General features: G+C 46.6%; 18 protein-coding genes. 8 read left to right on the forward strand and 10 right to left on the reverse strand.

What is annotated here, in order from left to right:
- Positions 1–189 precede the first annotated feature (189 nt).
- The 8 genes from K5677_RS11165 (at position 190) to atpC (ending at position 6847) form a co-directional block, all read left to right on the forward strand.
- Complete coding sequence (locus K5677_RS11165) at positions 190–855, forward strand: F0F1 ATP synthase subunit A (protein WP_296727996.1); 666 nt, start codon at positions 190–192, stop codon at positions 853–855.
- A gap of 19 nt (positions 856–874) precedes the next feature.
- Entirely contained in the window at positions 875–1093 is a 219-nt protein-coding gene (atpE, locus tag K5677_RS11170) for an ATP synthase F0 subunit C (RefSeq protein ID WP_296727998.1), read from the forward strand.
- A 27-nt stretch (positions 1094–1120) separates the two neighbouring features.
- Entirely contained in the window at positions 1121–1339 is a 219-nt protein-coding gene (atpE, locus tag K5677_RS11175) for an ATP synthase F0 subunit C (RefSeq protein ID WP_296727998.1), read from the forward strand.
- 33 nt (positions 1340–1372) lie between these two features.
- Positions 1373–1861, forward strand: a complete 489-nt coding sequence (atpF, locus tag K5677_RS11180) for a F0F1 ATP synthase subunit B (RefSeq protein ID WP_296727999.1) — start codon at positions 1373–1375, stop codon at positions 1859–1861.
- A complete protein-coding gene (gene atpA, locus K5677_RS11185) occupies positions 1858–3885 on the forward strand; it encodes a F0F1 ATP synthase subunit alpha (RefSeq protein ID WP_296728002.1) in 2028 nt (675 codons plus the stop codon). The genes atpF (K5677_RS11180) and atpA (K5677_RS11185) overlap by 4 nt, the downstream gene beginning before the upstream one ends.
- A 14-nt stretch (positions 3886–3899) precedes the next feature.
- The gene (gene atpG, locus K5677_RS11190; protein ID WP_296728004.1) at positions 3900–4808 is read left to right on the forward strand and encodes an ATP synthase F1 subunit gamma; all 909 of its coding nucleotides are present in this window, start codon (positions 3900–3902) and stop codon (positions 4806–4808) included.
- A gap of 221 nt (positions 4809–5029) precedes the next feature.
- The gene (gene atpD / locus K5677_RS11195) at positions 5030–6421 is read left to right on the forward strand and encodes a F0F1 ATP synthase subunit beta (RefSeq protein ID WP_296728006.1); all 1392 of its coding nucleotides are present in this window, start codon (positions 5030–5032) and stop codon (positions 6419–6421) included.
- Between the two features lie 15 nt (positions 6422–6436).
- A complete protein-coding gene (gene atpC, locus K5677_RS11200; RefSeq protein WP_296728008.1) occupies positions 6437–6847 on the forward strand; it encodes an ATP synthase F1 subunit epsilon in 411 nt (136 codons plus the stop codon).
- A gap of 105 nt (positions 6848–6952) precedes the next feature.
- On the opposite strand, the gene secF is transcribed toward atpC, so the two are convergent.
- The 10 genes from secF to K5677_RS11250 all read right to left on the reverse strand — a co-directional run bounded on the left by secF (position 6953) and on the right by K5677_RS11250 (position 16115).
- A complete protein-coding gene (secF, locus tag K5677_RS11205; protein ID WP_296728011.1) occupies positions 6953–7927 on the reverse strand; it encodes a protein translocase subunit SecF in 975 nt (324 codons plus the stop codon).
- Positions 7924–9336, reverse strand: coding sequence for a SecD/SecF family protein translocase subunit (locus K5677_RS11210; RefSeq protein ID WP_296728012.1), 1413 nt, complete (start codon positions 9334–9336; stop codon positions 7924–7926). The genes secF and K5677_RS11210 overlap by 4 nt, the downstream gene beginning before the upstream one ends.
- 234 nt (positions 9337–9570) lie before the next feature.
- On the reverse strand, positions 9571–9981 hold the full coding sequence (locus K5677_RS11215) for a F0F1 ATP synthase subunit epsilon (protein ID WP_296728014.1): 411 nt from the start codon (positions 9979–9981) through the stop codon (positions 9571–9573).
- A 12-nt stretch (positions 9982–9993) separates the two neighbouring features.
- Positions 9994–11391 carry a F0F1 ATP synthase subunit beta gene (gene atpD / locus K5677_RS11220; protein WP_296728015.1) on the reverse strand — a complete coding sequence of 466 codons (1398 nt, stop codon included), beginning with the start codon at positions 11389–11391 and terminating at the stop codon, positions 9994–9996.
- A 40-nt stretch (positions 11392–11431) separates the two neighbouring features.
- Positions 11432–12349 carry an ATP synthase F1 subunit gamma gene (atpG, locus tag K5677_RS11225; RefSeq protein WP_296728016.1) on the reverse strand — a complete coding sequence of 306 codons (918 nt, stop codon included), beginning with the start codon at positions 12347–12349 and terminating at the stop codon, positions 11432–11434.
- 11 nt (positions 12350–12360) lie between these two features.
- Positions 12361–14397 (reverse strand): F0F1 ATP synthase subunit alpha, encoded by a 2037-nt coding sequence (gene atpA, locus K5677_RS11230; protein ID WP_296728019.1) that lies wholly within the window; start codon positions 14395–14397, stop codon positions 12361–12363.
- Positions 14397–14885, reverse strand: a complete 489-nt coding sequence (gene atpF, locus K5677_RS11235) for a F0F1 ATP synthase subunit B (protein WP_296728021.1) — start codon at positions 14883–14885, stop codon at positions 14397–14399. The genes atpA (K5677_RS11230) and atpF (K5677_RS11235) overlap by 1 nt, the downstream gene beginning before the upstream one ends.
- 39 nt (positions 14886–14924) lie before the next feature.
- Positions 14925–15146 carry an ATP synthase F0 subunit C gene (gene atpE, locus K5677_RS11240; RefSeq protein WP_296728024.1) on the reverse strand — a complete coding sequence of 74 codons (222 nt, stop codon included), beginning with the start codon at positions 15144–15146 and terminating at the stop codon, positions 14925–14927.
- A gap of 22 nt (positions 15147–15168) precedes the next feature.
- The gene (atpE, locus tag K5677_RS11245; RefSeq protein ID WP_296728025.1) at positions 15169–15390 is read right to left on the reverse strand and encodes an ATP synthase F0 subunit C; all 222 of its coding nucleotides are present in this window, start codon (positions 15388–15390) and stop codon (positions 15169–15171) included.
- A gap of 35 nt (positions 15391–15425) precedes the next feature.
- On the reverse strand, positions 15426–16115 hold the full coding sequence (locus tag K5677_RS11250; RefSeq protein ID WP_296728027.1) for a F0F1 ATP synthase subunit A: 690 nt from the start codon (positions 16113–16115) through the stop codon (positions 15426–15428).
- Between the last annotated feature and the right edge of the window lies 1 nt (position 16116).

A 16116-nucleotide genomic window follows, 5' to 3' on the forward strand; every position in this document is an offset into this window, starting at 1 on the left:
AACTCTTGACAATAAGCGGATTTTGTTATATTATATAAGGGTGTGGAAAGGATATACCACCGCTGCTTGAAAAAAGTCCGTCGGACCGTATATCTGTACCTTATCAAGACTCAATCAACGGAGATTTGTGTAATTGCAGTCTCCGTTTTATTATTTTGGCGCATAGCCATAATGAAAGAGGGTGTTATCATGGACAATATCATGGAAGAGCTTGAATCCAAAACAGCCTTTATTATCCCGATATTCGGTGGGATACCCGTTGCAGATTCCTGCGTTGTCACATGGATAATAATGGCGGTAATAGTGCTGCTTTCAATTATTTTTACCCGAAAGCTGAAAAAAGTGCCTACAGGCTCTCAGTGCATACTTGAGGGTATCGTTGACTGGCTTGACAACTTTTTCACCGGGATACTCGGTCCTCACGGCAAAAAATATCTGCCTTTCCTTGAAACGCTGATAATCTACATAGCATTTGCCAATTTATTCGGACTTTTCGGCTTTGTACCGCCTACAAAGGACATCAACGTCACTGCGGCGCTGGCAGGTATCGCTATAATATTCGTACAGGCTGCCTTCATTATTGAAAAAGGTCCGCTTAAGTGGCTGAAAAGCTTCCTCAACCCTATAAATCTTCTGGACCTTATAACCCGTCCGCTGTCGCTTTGTATGCGACTTTTCGGTAATGTGCTCGGAGCTTTCGTAGTAATGGAGCTCATCAAGGGTCTTATTCCAATAGGCGTTCCTGTTATCGCAAGCGCTTATTTCGATATCTTTGACGGACTTTTACAGGCTTATGTATTCGTATTCCTTACTTCCCTCTATACGGCAGAAGCCATTGAGGAAGAACATCATTAACTTCACGGAGGTATAATTTATGGGACTCATCGCATTAGGCGCTGCAATCGCTGTACTTACGGGTGCAGGTGCAGGTATCGGTATAGGAATCGCAACCGCTAAGGCTACTGAATCTATCGCTCGTCAGCCCGAGGCTAAGGGCGATATAAGAACAGCACTTCTGCTGGGCTGTGCCCTCGCGGAGGCTACGGCGATCTACGGCTTCGTTATCGCACTTCTTATCATCGGTAAAATGTGATCATTACATATATGGAGGTATATTAAAATGGGACTTATTGCTTTAGGCGCTGCAATCGCTGTTCTTACAGGTGCAGGCGCAGGTATTGGTATAGGAATCGCAACCGCTAAGGCTACTGAATCTATCGCTCGTCAGCCCGAGGCTAAGGGCGATATAAGAACAGCACTTCTGCTGGGCTGTGCCCTCGCAGAGGCTACCGCTATATACGGATTTGTTATCGCGCTCCTTATTATCGGCAAAATGTAAGCCGTCAGCTATCATATCTAAGGAGGGCATATAATGATCAAATTTGAATTCTGGTACATTATCGAGGCCGTCGCAAACGTCCTGATACTGTTTATTCTGCTCAGGATATTCCTTTTCAAGCCTATAAACAAGATGAAAAGCGAGCGTACCCGCACCATACAGGATAACCTCGACTCTGCCGAAAAGGCAAAAACTGAGGCTGAGGAGCTCCGTCAGCAGTATGAGGACTCTATCAGCGAGGCAAAGGAAAAGGCTAACCAGATCATAATGAAGGCGCATGAAGACGCCGAATCCGAGCGTAGCGCAATTATCAGAAAGTCTAAGGAGGAGGCTGAAAGGATAGTTGCCGACGCAGACAAGACCATAGAAAACGAGAGAAAGCGCGTTCTCCGTCAGGCTCAGTCTGAGATCGCAGACCTTGCTATCGAGGCTGCTTCCAAGATCATCGGCGAGAATGTTGACGACGAGAAGAACCGCCGACTTGTAGATAAGTTCCTTTCCGATGAGGAGGGCAAGAAATGAGAGACACAGACAGAGAACTCCTGAAAGAGCTGGTACGTCTGGACGTTTCCCAGACTGACTGCTCAGAAACAAGGCGTGTACTCGAGACCTGCCCCGACGTGGCTGATACTCTGGCAAATCCCCTTGTTACACACGACGAAAAGCGCAGTATAATTTCCAAGCTCTTTCCCGAATCGGTTCAGAAATTCATGATAAATACCGTCCGCAGCGGCGCTGTTGGATATATCGGCGAGATACTGGACGAGTACGAGGATATACTCCTTGACAGACAGGGCAGCATAAAGGCTGTAGTCCGCTATGTTACTCCCCTTACGGAGTCACAACAGGCTGATCTGCGCCAGTTCATCATGGACAAATTCGTAAAAGAGGACGTGGATATAGAGTATAAGCACGATCCCGATATTATCGGCGGATTTATACTCAACGCAGGCGACCTTGAATACGACAAGAGCTACCGCACGAGCCTCCGCCTTATGAAGGATACCCTCCAGACAAAGGCTGCTGAGTACGTGGACGCTCCTGCCGCTGTAAAAAGCAAAAACAGCGACATAATCTCAGTACTCAAAACAGAGGTGCGCGATTTTGACGTTAAGTCAGGCGCTACAGAAACAGGCTTTGTAACCCGTCTCGGCGACGGTATCGCACGAGTTTACGGCATGAATTCCGTAATGTACGGAGAGCTTGTAGAGTTTGAGACAGGTATCAGAGGTATCGTTCAGAACCTTGAAGAGAAGTCCATTGGCGTCGTTCTTCTCGGTGACGACCACGGTCTCACAGAGGGCTCATCAGTTATCAGAACAGGCAAGAGAGCAGGTATCGGCGTAAGCGACGAGCTCCTCGGACGAGTAGTTGACGCCCTCGGCTCACCTATCGACGGCCTCGGAGCTATCAAGGCTGACGATTACTTCCCTATCGAGCGTGAGGCTCCGGGTGTTATTGAGCGTAAGCCCGTAAATACGCCGCTCCAGACAGGTATCCTTGCTATCGACTCAATGTTCCCTATCGGACGCGGACAGCGTGAGCTCATTATCGGCGACAGACAGACAGGTAAGACCTCTATCGCCGTTGATACCATAATTAATCAGAAGGGACAGGACGTTATCTGCATCTATGTTGCCATAGGTCAGAAGTCCTCTACCGTTGCACAGATCGTAAATACACTGAAAAAATACGGCGCTATGGATTACTCCGTAGTTGTATGCGCTTCTGCCAGCGATCCTGCGCCTTTCCAGTATATATCACCGTATTCGGGTACTGCTATCGCTGAGTACTTCATGTCAAAGGGCAAGGACGTACTCATAGTATACGATGACCTTTCAAAACACGCCGTCGCATACAGAGCCATGTCGCTTCTGCTCCACCGTCCTCCGGGACGTGAGGCTTACCCCGGCGACGTATTTTACCTCCATTCGAGACTTTTAGAGCGCTCCAGCCGTCTTGACGACGAGCACGGCGGCGGCTCACTTACAGCTCTGCCGATCATTGAAACTCTTGCAGGCGATATATCCGCTTATATCCCGACTAACGTAATATCCATTACTGACGGTCAGATATTCTTAGAGAGCGAGCTTTTCAACTCAGGTCTCCGTCCTGCGGTAAACTACGGACTCTCTGTATCCCGTGTAGGCGGCGCAGCTCAGACAAAGGCTATGAAGAAGGCTTCAGGAAATCTCCGTATCGACCTTGCTCAGTTCAAGGAAATGGAGATATTCACTCAGTTCTCCTCAGAGCTTGACCAGTCCACAACAGAGCTTCTCGATCATGGACGTATGCTCACAGAGCTTCTCAAGCAGCCCCTGTACAATCCTCTGCCCCACTACGAGCAGGTCATACTCCTCTATGCGGCACAGCATGATTTCTTCAAGGGTATCCCCCTCAAGGATCTTAGAGAGTACCGCACAGACCTCATGACATATATCAGAAGCTACGGTCAGGATATAATCTCCGAGATAGAGGAGAAAAAGGTCCTCACCGACGATCTTGCAGACCGTATCGAAAAAATACTCACAGCTTTTGAAGAATAAGGCGGTGACAAGCTATGCCTAACATGAGAGAGATCCGCGAAAGGATCGCAAGTATCCAGCAGATACTGAAAATAACAAATGCTATGTACCTCATGTCGTCCTCAAAGCTTAAAAAGGCAAGGAAGTCGCTTGAATGTACAGAGCCATACTTCTATAAGCTCCAGTCCACTATCGAAAGCGTACTTGAGCATACTCCGCACACCCGTCAGCTCTACTTCGACAGACGTAAGGATATTCCCGAGGATAAGCGTAAAAAGGGCTATATCGTCATAACAGGCGATAAGGGACTCTGCGGAAGCTACAACCACAATATACTGAAATACACCGACCAGAAGCTTGACGAGGCCGGTGACCTTGACAACTGCTACCTTTTCGTTATGGGCCAGGTGGGCAGAATGTACTATCAGAGGCGTATAGGCAGCGATAAAAAGGCGTCCGTTGACGGCGAATTTCTCTATACCACCCAGAATCCCACGCTATACAGAGCCCGTGAGATAGCAGAGGTAGTTCTTGAAAAGTTCGGGAACCGCGAGCTGGACGAAGTTTACCTCATATACACGGATATGGTCAATTCAAGCCTTCAGGAGACAAGAACGCTCCGTCTGCTCCCCTTTGAGCGCAAGCACTTCGGCAAGGCAGCTGACGGCACTATGAAGAAGCTGCCAAAGGCTTCGTTCATGCCCTCTCCCGAGGAGGTAATGAACTATCTCATACCACAGTACGCAAAGGGTATCATCTACGGTGCTATGGTCGAGGCATTCTGCTGCGAGCAGCAGTCCCGTATGACCGCTATGGACGCAGCTACCACCAGTGCAAAGGACATGATAAAGGACCTTTCACTGCTCTACAACCGCGCAAGACAGGCTGCAATAACTCAGGAGATAACCGAGGTATGCGGCGGTGCACAGTCTCTCGTTGAATGATCGTAGGGAACGCCGCCCTCGGCGTTCCGTGTATTGCAAATAAACAAAATGAACCAATTGTAGGGGAGCCCGCCCTCGGGCTCCCGATCGAAATTATACGTCTATCGCGGGAGGGCGAGGGCGCCCTCCCCTACATAATGTTACATAAATTATGTGGAACGCCGAGGCGGCGTTCTCTACAATAGGTTTATCCCAAATTCTCTTAAACAAAGGAGAAAAAAATGGAAAAAGGCAGAATAACACAGGTCATCGGACCTGTTATAGATGTTGAATTCGGCGCTGGAAAGCTCCCTATGATAAGGGACGCCCTCACCGTCGAGGTAGACGGAAAAAAACGCGTTATGGAGGTCGCTCAGCATATGGGCAACCACATAGTCCGCTGTATCATGCTGGCGTCCAGTGAGGGACTCAGCAAGAATATGGAAGTCACTTCAACAGGCTCTTGTATCAAGGTGCCTGTAGGCGAGCAGACTCTCGGACGTATGTTCAACGTACTCGGCGAGCCTATCGACAAGAAGGGCGACGTCGAGACAGAAGAAAAATGGGAGATACACCGCAAAGCTCCTACATTTCAGGATCAGAGCCCTGTTGTAGAAGTCCTCGAAACAGGCATCAAGGTCATAGACCTTATCGCTCCCTACGCTAAGGGCGGTAAGATAGGACTTTTCGGCGGTGCAGGCGTTGGCAAGACCGTTCTTATACAGGAGCTTATCAGAAATATCGCCACAGAGCACGGCGGCTACTCTATATTTACAGGTGTAGGAGAGCGTTCCCGTGAGGGCAACGATCTCTGGAACGAAATGCAGGAATCGGGAGTAATCTCCAAAACAGCTCTTGTTTTCGGTCAGATGAACGAGCCCCCCGGCTCCCGTATGCGTGTTGCTCAGACAGGTCTTACTATGGCTGAGTACTTCCGTGACCGCGAGCACAAGGACGTTCTTCTCTTTATCGACAATATCTTCCGTTACGTACAGGCTGGCTCAGAGGTATCAGCGCTTTTAGGACGTATGCCCTCTGCCGTTGGCTATCAGCCTACTCTGGCTAATGAGGTGGGCGAGCTTCAGGAGCGTATCACCTCTACAAAAAACGGCTCTATAACCTCAGTACAGGCTGTATACGTCCCTGCTGACGACCTTACTGACCCTGCACCTGCGGTAACATTTGCACATCTTGACGCTACTACGGTACTTTCCCGTAAGATAGTCGAGCAGGGTATCTATCCTGCCGTTGATCCTCTTGAATCAAACTCACGTATCCTTGAACCCGAGATAGTCGGCGAGGAGCATTACACCGTTGCAAGACGCACACAGGAGCTTCTCCAGAAATACAAGGAATTGCAGGATATCATCGCTATCCTCGGTATGGAGGAGCTTGATGAGGACGACAAACTGGCTGTATACCGTGCAAGAAAGATACAGAAGTTCCTCTCACAGCCCTTCAATGTTGCCGAAAACTTCACAGGTCTCAAGGGCAAATATGTTCCATTAAAGGACACCATCGAAGGCTTCAAGGCTATTATCGACGGCGAAATGGACAAATACCCCGAGGCTGCATTCCTCATGGCAGGAACTATCGACGACGTTATAATGAAGGCTCGTCAGATGGAAGAGTAAAAGGGAGGCTTAACTATGGCTAAGACCTTTCACCTTGAAATAATCGCTACAGACCGCGTATTCTTCAGCGGCGAGACCGAGCACCTCGTTATAACCGCTATAGACGGACTTCTCGGTATAATGGCAGGACATGAGCCGCTGGTAACCTGTTTACCTACAGGCGAGCTGAAGTACCTCGTGGACGGCGAATGGAAATACGCCGCTATATCCGAGGGCTTCATACAGGTAATGCCGGATTCGTCCATAATCCTTGCAGAGACCTGCGAGCTCCCCGAGGAAATCGACATCAAACGTGCTCAGGAAGCCCGTGAACGCGCCGAGGAACGCCTCAGACAGAAGCAGAGCATCAAGGAGTATTATGAAACTCAGGCTGCTCTCAACCGCGCTATGAACCGACTGAAAATATCGCAGAAGCATTTCAAGTAATAAAAAAGCACTCCGACGGAGTGCTTTTTATTATGCTAAAAATTTATGGGCGAACAGTATTCGCCCCACAAATAAAACCGTCCGCTCAAGCGGACGGTCTTTGTTTTACTTTGAAGCTTTTCCCTTTGCAGCTCTCTTGTTCATCCACCATGACCATGTTACAGGTGCAACGAAGAGTGATGAGAACGTACCTGAGATAAGTCCCATCATAAGCGGAACAGAGAAGCTGAGGAGCGAATCATAGCCTGTTACCATAACAACTATTGTTACTACCAGCATTGTACCGATAGTTGTGATAGATGTTCTGATAGAACGTGTAAGCGACTGTGTGCAGCTTACATTGATAAGCTCGTTAAGAGAAGCCTTTGGCATAAGCTTGCGGTTCTCTCTGATTCTGTCGTAGATAACGATAGTATTGTTGATAGAGTAACCGAGAATTGTAAGAAGTACTGCAACGGTATTTGAGTTGAATTCAAATCCGAAGAGAATATTGATAGTTATTGCAACGAGGAGGTCGTGGCAGAGAGCGAATATTGAGCATACACCTGCTGACCAACCGCCTATTCTGCGGAATCTTATAGCGATATAGATGATAACTATAAGAGCTGCGAAAGCAATAGCTACGAGACACTTGATGAAGAACTCACGACCTGTTGACGGGTTAACGTCGTTTGAGTCAAAGAGTTCGATCTCGTTGTTCGGGAACTTCTCCTGAAGCTTGTTAGTAAGCTCAGACTGCCTGTCGCCTGTGAAGCCTTCCTTTGTGCTGAATGAGATAGTTATCTGCTTGTCGCCTGTTGAGATACTCTCACCCTTGCGGACGTTAACGGAAGTATCAACAATTTCCTTAACTGCCTTTTCGACCTCAGCAGTGTCAACATCACCGCTGTAGGTATAAGTCATCATAGTACCGCCCTTGAACTCGATAGCGATATTCACGCCTCTGATGATAAGTCCGACGATAAGAGCGATAACAACACCGATAACGATGCTGAGTATCATTTTTTTCTTTCCGGTGATGTTATAAACCTTTTCAGGCATGAGTGCCTCTATATCCTTTTTAGTATTTTTAGTACTCATTCTGCATCACCTCCGTAAAGCTTTTTACTTTTAAAGCATTTGAACTTTGAAAGTGATGTAACCATAAGTCTTGAAGCGAACACACCCATTACGAAGTTGAGTATAACACCTGCGAGGAGTGTGAAGCCGAATGAATAAACGAAACCTTCAGCAGTTGCTCCGAACATGAAGAATATAGTCTTGTTGAGTATCTTTGAGAAGAAGCTTGAAGGAACACCGAATGCACCCATAAGGATAACAGCGATGATAACGTTTGTTATATTACCGTCAAGGATAGCAGAGAAAGCTCTCTTGTAAGCGACCTTGATAGCACCATCGAGGCTCTTGCCTGATCTGAGCTCTTCCTTGATACGCTCACCTGTGATGATATTAGCGTCAACGCCCATACCAACAGCGAGGATGATACCTGCGATACCTGGGATAGTAAGAGTTGAACCCGGCATGAATCCGAACCAGCCTGTTACGAATGCGATAGAACCTGTGATCTGTCCCATAAGAGCGAGAACTGCAACGAATCCCGGAAGTCTGTAAAGGAATACCATATATACTGCGATAAATGCAAAAGCAATACCGGCAGCAAGAAGTATAGCATCGAGTGAACCCTCACCCATTGTAGGTGAGATAGTATTTGTGCTCTTTGTCTCCATTTTGAAAGGAAGAGCACCGCCGTTGATCTGGTCAGCGAGCTTCTTAGCTGAATCGTAAGTAAAGTTACCGGTTATAACAGCACTTCCGTCTGTGATAACTGAATTTACGGAAGGAGCAGAGATCTGCTCATCATCCATCCAGATAGCGATCGGAACGCCTGAGCTCATAGCCTGACTTGTAGCGTTTGCGAATTTATCTTTACCTGTATCTTTAAGTTTAAGCTGAACAACATATTCCATCTGCTTGGAATTTTCGTTGTTCTGACGACCTACTGAAGCTGACTCTACATCTCCGCCCTGTAAAACCACTTCACCGCTGTAAGCGTTCTTACCTGTTACGTCGGTAGTAGTCTCAGTACCCATACGGAAAGTGAGCTCAGCCATTTCGCCGAGTTCCTTTACGGATGACTCAGGGTCGAAGTCTTCTTCGCCTGCCTGCCAAGGGAAACGAACAATGATTCTGTTACTTTTGCTGTCGCTGTAGACCTCACTGTCGGTGATACCCAGAGATGAAAGTCTGGTCTTGATGATCTCTGTAGCAGCATCGAGCTGATCAGAAGATGCATCATAGTCATCTGCCGGCTCAAAAGTAGCGTCAACACCGCCCTTGATATCGATACCAAGACGGATGTCGTCAACACCCTTGATTATAGTTTTCGGTATATCACCATATCTGTAGTCTACACCGAAAATAGCAGAGCATGAAAACAGTGCGATAATAGCAACGACAATGAAGAAAGTTGATTTGCCGATCTTTTTCACGGTCAATGCCTCCTAATTATTTCGGACTTTTTCTCCGGCATGACAGATACGCTGCCGGCAGTACGTCCTTTTATTTCTGTCTCTGTGACAATTACAATTATTGTACTATATTTTTGCATAAAAGTCAAGTATATAAGGAATAAATATTAATAATTCAAAATTATGCACAATTGTATCTGCGATTAATTTTGCATAATGCATAAATCCCCCATTCACTGGAATGGGGGACACATCTCACTTGAAATGCTTTTGTGATACTTTAAGGCGATTCATAGCACGGTTCAGGGCAGCCTGAGTCTGATAATACTCTTTGATGCTCTGTTTTTGTCTGAGCTTTTCTTTAGCTCTTTCTCTTGCCTCTTCAGCACGCTTTATATCTATTTCCTCCGGAAGTTCACAGGAATCCGCAAGGATGACCGACTTATCAGGCATTACCTGTATAAATCCGTCTGATATAGCGGCATATCGCCATTTTCCGTCCACCATGTATTTCAGCTCTCCGGCAGGAAGGGCAGTTACGAGCGGTTCATGACCGGCAAGTATTCCCAGAAGTCCGTCTATAGCAGTTATAACAAGGTGTTCACAGTCGCCCTTATAGAATATACGGTCAGTAGTGACTATCTCAAGGTGAAAGGTCTTAGCCATAATGCTCCTCCCTTACTGGTCATCGCCTATCTGCTTAGCCTTATGGATAACGTCATCGATAGTACCAGCCATAAGGAAGGCAGCTTCCGGATACTTATCCATTTCTCCGTCGATAATGGCACGGAAGCCTTCGATAGTATCTTTAAGCGGAACGTACTTACCTTTAAGTCCTGTGAAATTCTCGGCAACGTTGAAAGGCTGTGAGAGGAATTTCTGTATCTTTCTTGCACGATATACTGCAAGCTTATCCTCCTCATCAAGCTCCTCCATACCGAGGATAGCGATAATGTCCTGAAGCTCCTTATACTTCTGAAGAAGCTCCTGAGTGCGTCTTGCGACTGTATAGTGATCCTCTCCGACTATTTCCGGTTCGAGGATACGTGAATTTGATTCAAGCGGGTCTACGGCAGGGTAGATACCCTGTTCAACTATCTTTCTTGAAAGGACGGTAGTAGCGTCCAGATGAGCGAAAGTGATAGCAGGTGCAGGGTCTGTGAGGTCGTCCGCAGGGACATATACAGCCTGTACCGAAGTGATAGAACCGTTTTTGGTAGATGTGATACGCTCCTGAAGCTCGCCGACTTCTGTTGCAAGAGTTGGCTGATAACCAACGGCAGAAGGCATACGTCCGAGCAGAGCTGATACCTCTGAACCAGCCTGAACGTATCTGAATATATTATCTATGAACAGAAGCACGTCTTTATGCTCTCTGTCACGGAAGTACTCAGCCATAGTAAGACCTGTCTGAGCTACACGCATACGTGATCCCGGCGGCTCGTTCATCTGACCGAATACAAGAGCGGTCTTACTGATAACTCCTGATTCCTGCATTTCGTTCCAGAGGTCGTTACCCTCACGGGAACGCTCTCCAACGCCGGTGAAAATGGAGTAACCGCCGTGTTCTGTAGCGATATTGCGGATAAGCTCCTGAATGAGGACGGTCTTACCAACGCCGGCACCTCCGAAAAGACCTATTTTACCGCCCTTTGCGTAAGGAGCGATAAGGTCGATTACCTTGATACCTGTTTCAAGTACCTCTACAACAGGGCTCTGGTCCTGAAATGTAGGAGCTTTTCTGTGTATCTCCCACATTTCCTCAGCGTCCACATCGCCTTTCTTGTCGATAGGTTCACCGAGAACATTGAACATACGTCCGAGAGTTTTTTCACCTACAGGAACTTTTATACAGCTTCCTGTAGCTGTGACCTCCATATTTTTGCTGAGTCCCTCACTGGTAGCGAGCATTATGCAGCGTACAACGTGGTTGCCCATATGCTGAGCGACTTCCATGATACGCTTTTTGCCGTCCACCTCAACGCTGAGAGCGTCCCTTATCATAGGGAGCTTTCCGCCGCTGAACTCAACATCTATAACAGGTCCGATGACCTGGATTATTTTTCCTTTTTCCATTTTGGTTGGTCATACCCCTTTCATAAAGAGTATCTGCTTATCATTCATTATTTTCATCAAGGCTTGCTGCACCGCCGCAGACCTCTGTGATCTCCTGAGTGATAGCTGCCTGTCTTGCACGGTTATAGAGAAGTGACAGGTCTTTTATCATATCTTTTGCACTTGTAGTAGCAGCGTCCATAGCGGTCATTCTTGACTGCTGTTCACAGCAGAAAGCCTCGACCATAGCACCGTAGATTATACCCTTGGCATAATTTGGTATCAGATGCGACATAACTTCCTCCGGTGAAGGCAGGAATGAAGCTTTAGGCAGCTTTCTCATAGTACCGTCCGGAGATTTTCCGAAATGTCTGCGTTCAAAAGGCAGAAGCTGGACAGTTCTTGTCTCCTGAAGATTAGAGTTAACCATATCCGTATACAATACATATACTTCATCGAGCTCGCCGTTCTCGAACTTATCAAGAATGAGCTGAGCTATCTCCATAGCCCTGTACAGGGTAGGATTCTGGGTAGTATAAAGGAATTCGCCGTCTACCGAAGCTTTCGAGCTGTTCCTGTTGCGGTTCGTGAAATACTGTCTTCCCACCTGACCTATTACGAAAAGGTAGCAGTTGCTTATATCCGCAGACTTTGCAAGCTCCTGTTCGGTATATTTCAGGATATTATGGTTATAGCTTCCGCACAGACCCTTATCGGCAGTAACGACGATATATCCTTTTTTACGCTTTTCCGGCGGAATATCGCTTCTGCGGTCGAAATACATCTGGCGGGTATGGGGAGTATGTTCAAGAACGCTCTCGATAGTCTCCTGAAGCTTATAGAAATACGGCTCTGTAGCTTCCAGCGACTTCCTTGCCTTTTTTAATTTAGATGAGGACATAAGGTACATGGCGTTAGTGATCTTCAATATCTGCTGGATACTGGCGATACGCTCTCTGATCTCTCTCATGTTAGCCATAATGTCACCTCTTATTCTTCAAAAGCAGTAACTATACGCTCGATACGCTCCATGAGGTCATCTGTAAGGACTTTATTTTCCTCGATCTCATTGATTATATCCTGACCATAGGTATTGATATAGCTCATAAGGTCGCTGCAGTATTCTTTGAGTTCCTTTATAGGGATACCTCTGAAAAGATCATGCTGAGCCGCATAGAGGAGTATTACCTGTTCATAGTGCGGATGAGGATTATAGAGCGGCTGTTTCAGCAGCTCTGTAAGCATATGACCGTGATCCAGAAGGTCAGTTGTAGCCTGATCCAGTTCTGACGAGAACTGTGTGAATATTTCCATTTCCTTGAACTGAGCAAGGTCGATACGAAGATTTCCGGCAGCTTTTTTCATAGCCTTTGTCTGAGCAGCACCGCCTACACGGGATACTGAAAGTCCGTAGTTTACAGCCGGTCGCAGACCAGAGTTGAAAAGTTCGCTTTCAAGGAATATCTGTCCGTCAGTGATAGAGATAACGTTTGTAGGGATATAAGCTGAAATATCGCCTGCAAGAGTCTCTATTATCGGCAGAGCTGTAAGTGAACCGCCGCCGTGTTCGTCATCCAGACGGCTTGAACGCTCAAGAAGTCTTGAATGGAGGTAGAATACGTCACCCGGGTAAGCTTCACGTCCCGGAGGTCTGTGGAGCAGAAGTGACATAGCTCTGTATGCAACGGCGTGTTTTGAAAGGTCATCATATACTATAAGTACATCCTTGCCCTTTGACATAAAGTATTCAGCAATAGCAGTACCTGAATAAGGCGAGATATACTGGAATGGTGCAGGGTCGCTGGCAGATGCACAAACAACTACAGAGTAGTCCATAGCACCGTATTTTTTAAGTGTGCTTACGACCTGTGCAACAGTAGAGGACTTCTGTCCTATAGCAACATAAACGCAGATAACGTCCTGACCCTTCTGATTTATGATAGTATCGATAGCGATAGAGGTCTTACCGGTCTGTCTGTCGCCGATAATAAGCTCACGCTGACCTCTTCCTATAGGGAACATAGAGTCGATAGCGAGTATACCGGTCTGAAGCGGCACATTTACAGGCTTACGCTCGATAACTCCCGGAGCTTCACGCTCGATAGGGAAGTAGTCCTCAGCATTTATAGCTCCGAGTCCGTCTATAGGTGAACCGAGAGCATCCACAACTCTGCCGAGAAGAGCATCACTTACACCGATACCGGCTCTTTTGCCTGTTCTTATAACAGATGAGCCCTCAGTAAGTCCGTGATCGTCACCGAGCAAAACTACTCCGACGGTCTTTTCTTCAAGGTTCTGAACTATACCACGGATACCGGTCTCAAATTCAACAAGTTCGCCGTACATTACGGAATTCATTCCACGCACTCTTGCAATACCGTCACCAAGACGTGTAATGAAGCCTGTCTCAGTAGCACCGGCTTTTACATCGAAGTCCTTGACTTCGGTTTTAAGTACAGAGATTATGTCTCCGGTTTTACCGGAAGCTATCTTCTTGCTGTCGGCTTGATCGACGTACTCAGCAGCCTTATTGTGAAGGCTTTCCTTCATAAGGCGGAGACTTGTACGGTAGCTCTTATCGTACTCAACATCGCCTGCATTGAGGATGAAACCGCCTATAATATCCGGATCGTGGCGATATTCGATGATAACATCGTCCTTGACGAATTTCTCCATGATATATTTGCGGAGATCAGCCTGCTGTGACTCTGTTAAAGGAGTAACATAGCGGACTACAGCACGGATGCTTCCGTCCTTTTCGATAAGATAGTCCATATACTCATCGAGTATAGCAGTTATTCTGTCAGCAGAACCGCCTTTTACGGCATTGAAAACGAATTTATGTACACTTTCCGGAAAGAGCTTTTTAATGATATTCTTCTTCTCATCCTGTGTTACCAGAGGATTTCCGAGAGTATCGACTGCATCAGGGCATGAAGAGAGTATATTTTTTGTTTCCTCAGCATCTTCCTGAGGCACTTCTAAGCGGATAAGTTCATTCAGAAGGTCTTTTTCAAAATCGTTCATTACTTTCCGCCCTCCTCTTCAGAGAGGAATTTATCTACGAGACGGCGGTTCTTCTCGTCATCGACATTCTCACCGATGATCTTTGAAGCGGCTTCTATAGCGAGATCTGCGATCTCTGTCTGAGCCTGAGCGAGAACTCTCTTACGCTCTGTCTCTATAGCCTTATTAGCGTCAGCAACGATCTGATCTGCTTCCTCCTGAGATCTGCGGATCATAGCAGCCTTTTCTGATTCAGCTTCCTCATGAGCCTTCATGAGTATCTTCTGAGCCTCTGCCTTAGCGTCGCCTATATCGTCGGCATACTGCTGTTTGAGAGCCTCTGCCTCCTCACGGGACTTCTTTGCGTTATCAATATCATCCTGAATAGAGCGTGTACGCTCATCCATCATTTTTCTGATAGGTTTGAAAAGGAATATTTTCATAAGTATAAACAGCAATACAAGGTTTATCGCTGCCCATATAAAGTTCCAGATGTCTATATCCAGCATAATATCCTTCCCTCCTTTATATATTTAAGTAATAGTACATCATTTAAGGAAAAGTATGATGAGCAGAGCGATTACGAAACCGTAAATAGCTGTAGCCTCTGCGAGAGCACATCCGAGAAGGAGTGCTTTATTTATATCGCCCTTTGCTTCCGGCTGACGTGCGATAGCGTCAGCAGCCTTTGATGTTGCGATACCGATACCGATACCTGCTCCTGCACCTGTAAGTACAGCAAGACCTGCACCTATTGCGATCATTCCCATATCTTTTTACCTCCGTTAGCGATCATTTAAGGAAAAGTATGATGAGCAGAGCGATTACGAAGCCGTAAATAGCAGTAGCTTCTGCAAGAGCACATCCGAGAAGGAGTGCCTTGTTTATATCACCTTTTGCCTCCGGCTGCTTTGCGATAGCATCAGCAGCTTTAGAAGTAGCGATACCGATACCGATACCTGCTCCTGCACCTGTAAGTACAGCAAGACCTGCACCTATTGCGATCATTCCCATAAAAGTTTACCTCCAGTTGAACGATTGATTATAGATTATTCTTCTTCCATTGCCTCTGACATGAACAAAGATGTCAGGAATACAAATACATATGCCTGTATGCAGCCGTCGAAAACGTCGAAATAGAAGCTGAAGACCAGCGGCAGACCTACAGGGATGATGAGCTTGATAAGCTCCATGATAACGAAAGCACCAAGAACGTTACCGAAAAGTCGCATACAAAGTGAAAGCGGCTTTATGACAAGTTCGAGGATATTCAGCGGAAGCATGAATGCCATAGGCTCTTTAAAGCCTTTCATCCAGCCTTTTATACCTTTTTCACGTATACCGCTGAACTGTATGAGCAGTATAGCGAATATCGCAAGTGTAGCTGTAACACCGAGGTCTTTCGTAGGCGGACGTAGTCCGACAAGTCCTATCACATTGGATATACCTATGTAAAGCAGCAGGGTCTCAAGTACAGGAAGGTACTTTTTTCCCTTCGGACCAAGTATTTCAAGGAAGAAATTGTCCATCCAGCATATAAAGCCTTCAACAAGGCACTGGAAGCCCTTTGGCACCACCTTCATTGTTCTTGTGAATATAATAGAACCTATTACCAGAACAGCCATGATGATCCATGTCATAACACAGGATTCCGGCACAGGTATACCTCCGAATATAGGGATCGTAAAAGAAGTACGGCATTCAAGCTCTTCCATAAGCTTATCTGCAAGATCGCCCATA

The sequence above is a fragment of the Ruminococcus sp. genome, from assembly GCF_024684275.1.

Coding starts and splice junctions, on each gene's coding strand:
- K5677_RS11165 (WP_296727996.1), top strand. CDS start 190: ATGGACAATATCATGGAAGAGCTTGAATCCAAAACAGCCTTTATTATC.
- atpE (WP_296727998.1), top strand. CDS start 875: ATGGGACTCATCGCATTAGGCGCTGCAATCGCTGTACTTACGGGTGCA.
- atpE (WP_296727998.1), top strand. CDS start 1,121: ATGGGACTTATTGCTTTAGGCGCTGCAATCGCTGTTCTTACAGGTGCA.
- atpF (WP_296727999.1), top strand. CDS start 1,373: ATGATCAAATTTGAATTCTGGTACATTATCGAGGCCGTCGCAAACGTC.
- atpA (WP_296728002.1), top strand. CDS start 1,858: ATGAGAGACACAGACAGAGAACTCCTGAAAGAGCTGGTACGTCTGGAC.
- atpG (WP_296728004.1), top strand. CDS start 3,900: ATGCCTAACATGAGAGAGATCCGCGAAAGGATCGCAAGTATCCAGCAG.
- atpD (WP_296728006.1), top strand. CDS start 5,030: ATGGAAAAAGGCAGAATAACACAGGTCATCGGACCTGTTATAGATGTT.
- atpC (WP_296728008.1), top strand. CDS start 6,437: ATGGCTAAGACCTTTCACCTTGAAATAATCGCTACAGACCGCGTATTC.
- secF (WP_296728011.1), bottom strand. CDS start 7,927: ATGAGTACTAAAAATACTAAAAAGGATATAGAGGCACTCATGCCTGAA.
- K5677_RS11215 (WP_296728014.1), bottom strand. CDS start 9,981: ATGGCTAAGACCTTTCACCTTGAGATAGTCACTACTGACCGTATATTC.
- atpD (WP_296728015.1), bottom strand. CDS start 11,391: ATGGAAAAAGGAAAAATAATCCAGGTCATCGGACCTGTTATAGATGTT.
- atpG (WP_296728016.1), bottom strand. CDS start 12,349: ATGGCTAACATGAGAGAGATCAGAGAGCGTATCGCCAGTATCCAGCAG.
- atpA (WP_296728019.1), bottom strand. CDS start 14,397: ATGAACGATTTTGAAAAAGACCTTCTGAATGAACTTATCCGCTTAGAA.
- atpF (WP_296728021.1), bottom strand. CDS start 14,885: ATGCTGGATATAGACATCTGGAACTTTATATGGGCAGCGATAAACCTT.
- atpE (WP_296728024.1), bottom strand. CDS start 15,146: ATGGGAATGATCGCAATAGGTGCAGGTCTTGCTGTACTTACAGGTGCA.
- atpE (WP_296728025.1), bottom strand. CDS start 15,390: ATGGGAATGATCGCAATAGGTGCAGGTCTTGCTGTACTTACAGGTGCA.
- K5677_RS11250 (WP_296728027.1), bottom strand. CDS start 16,115: ATGGGCGATCTTGCAGATAAGCTTATGGAAGAGCTTGAATGCCGTACT.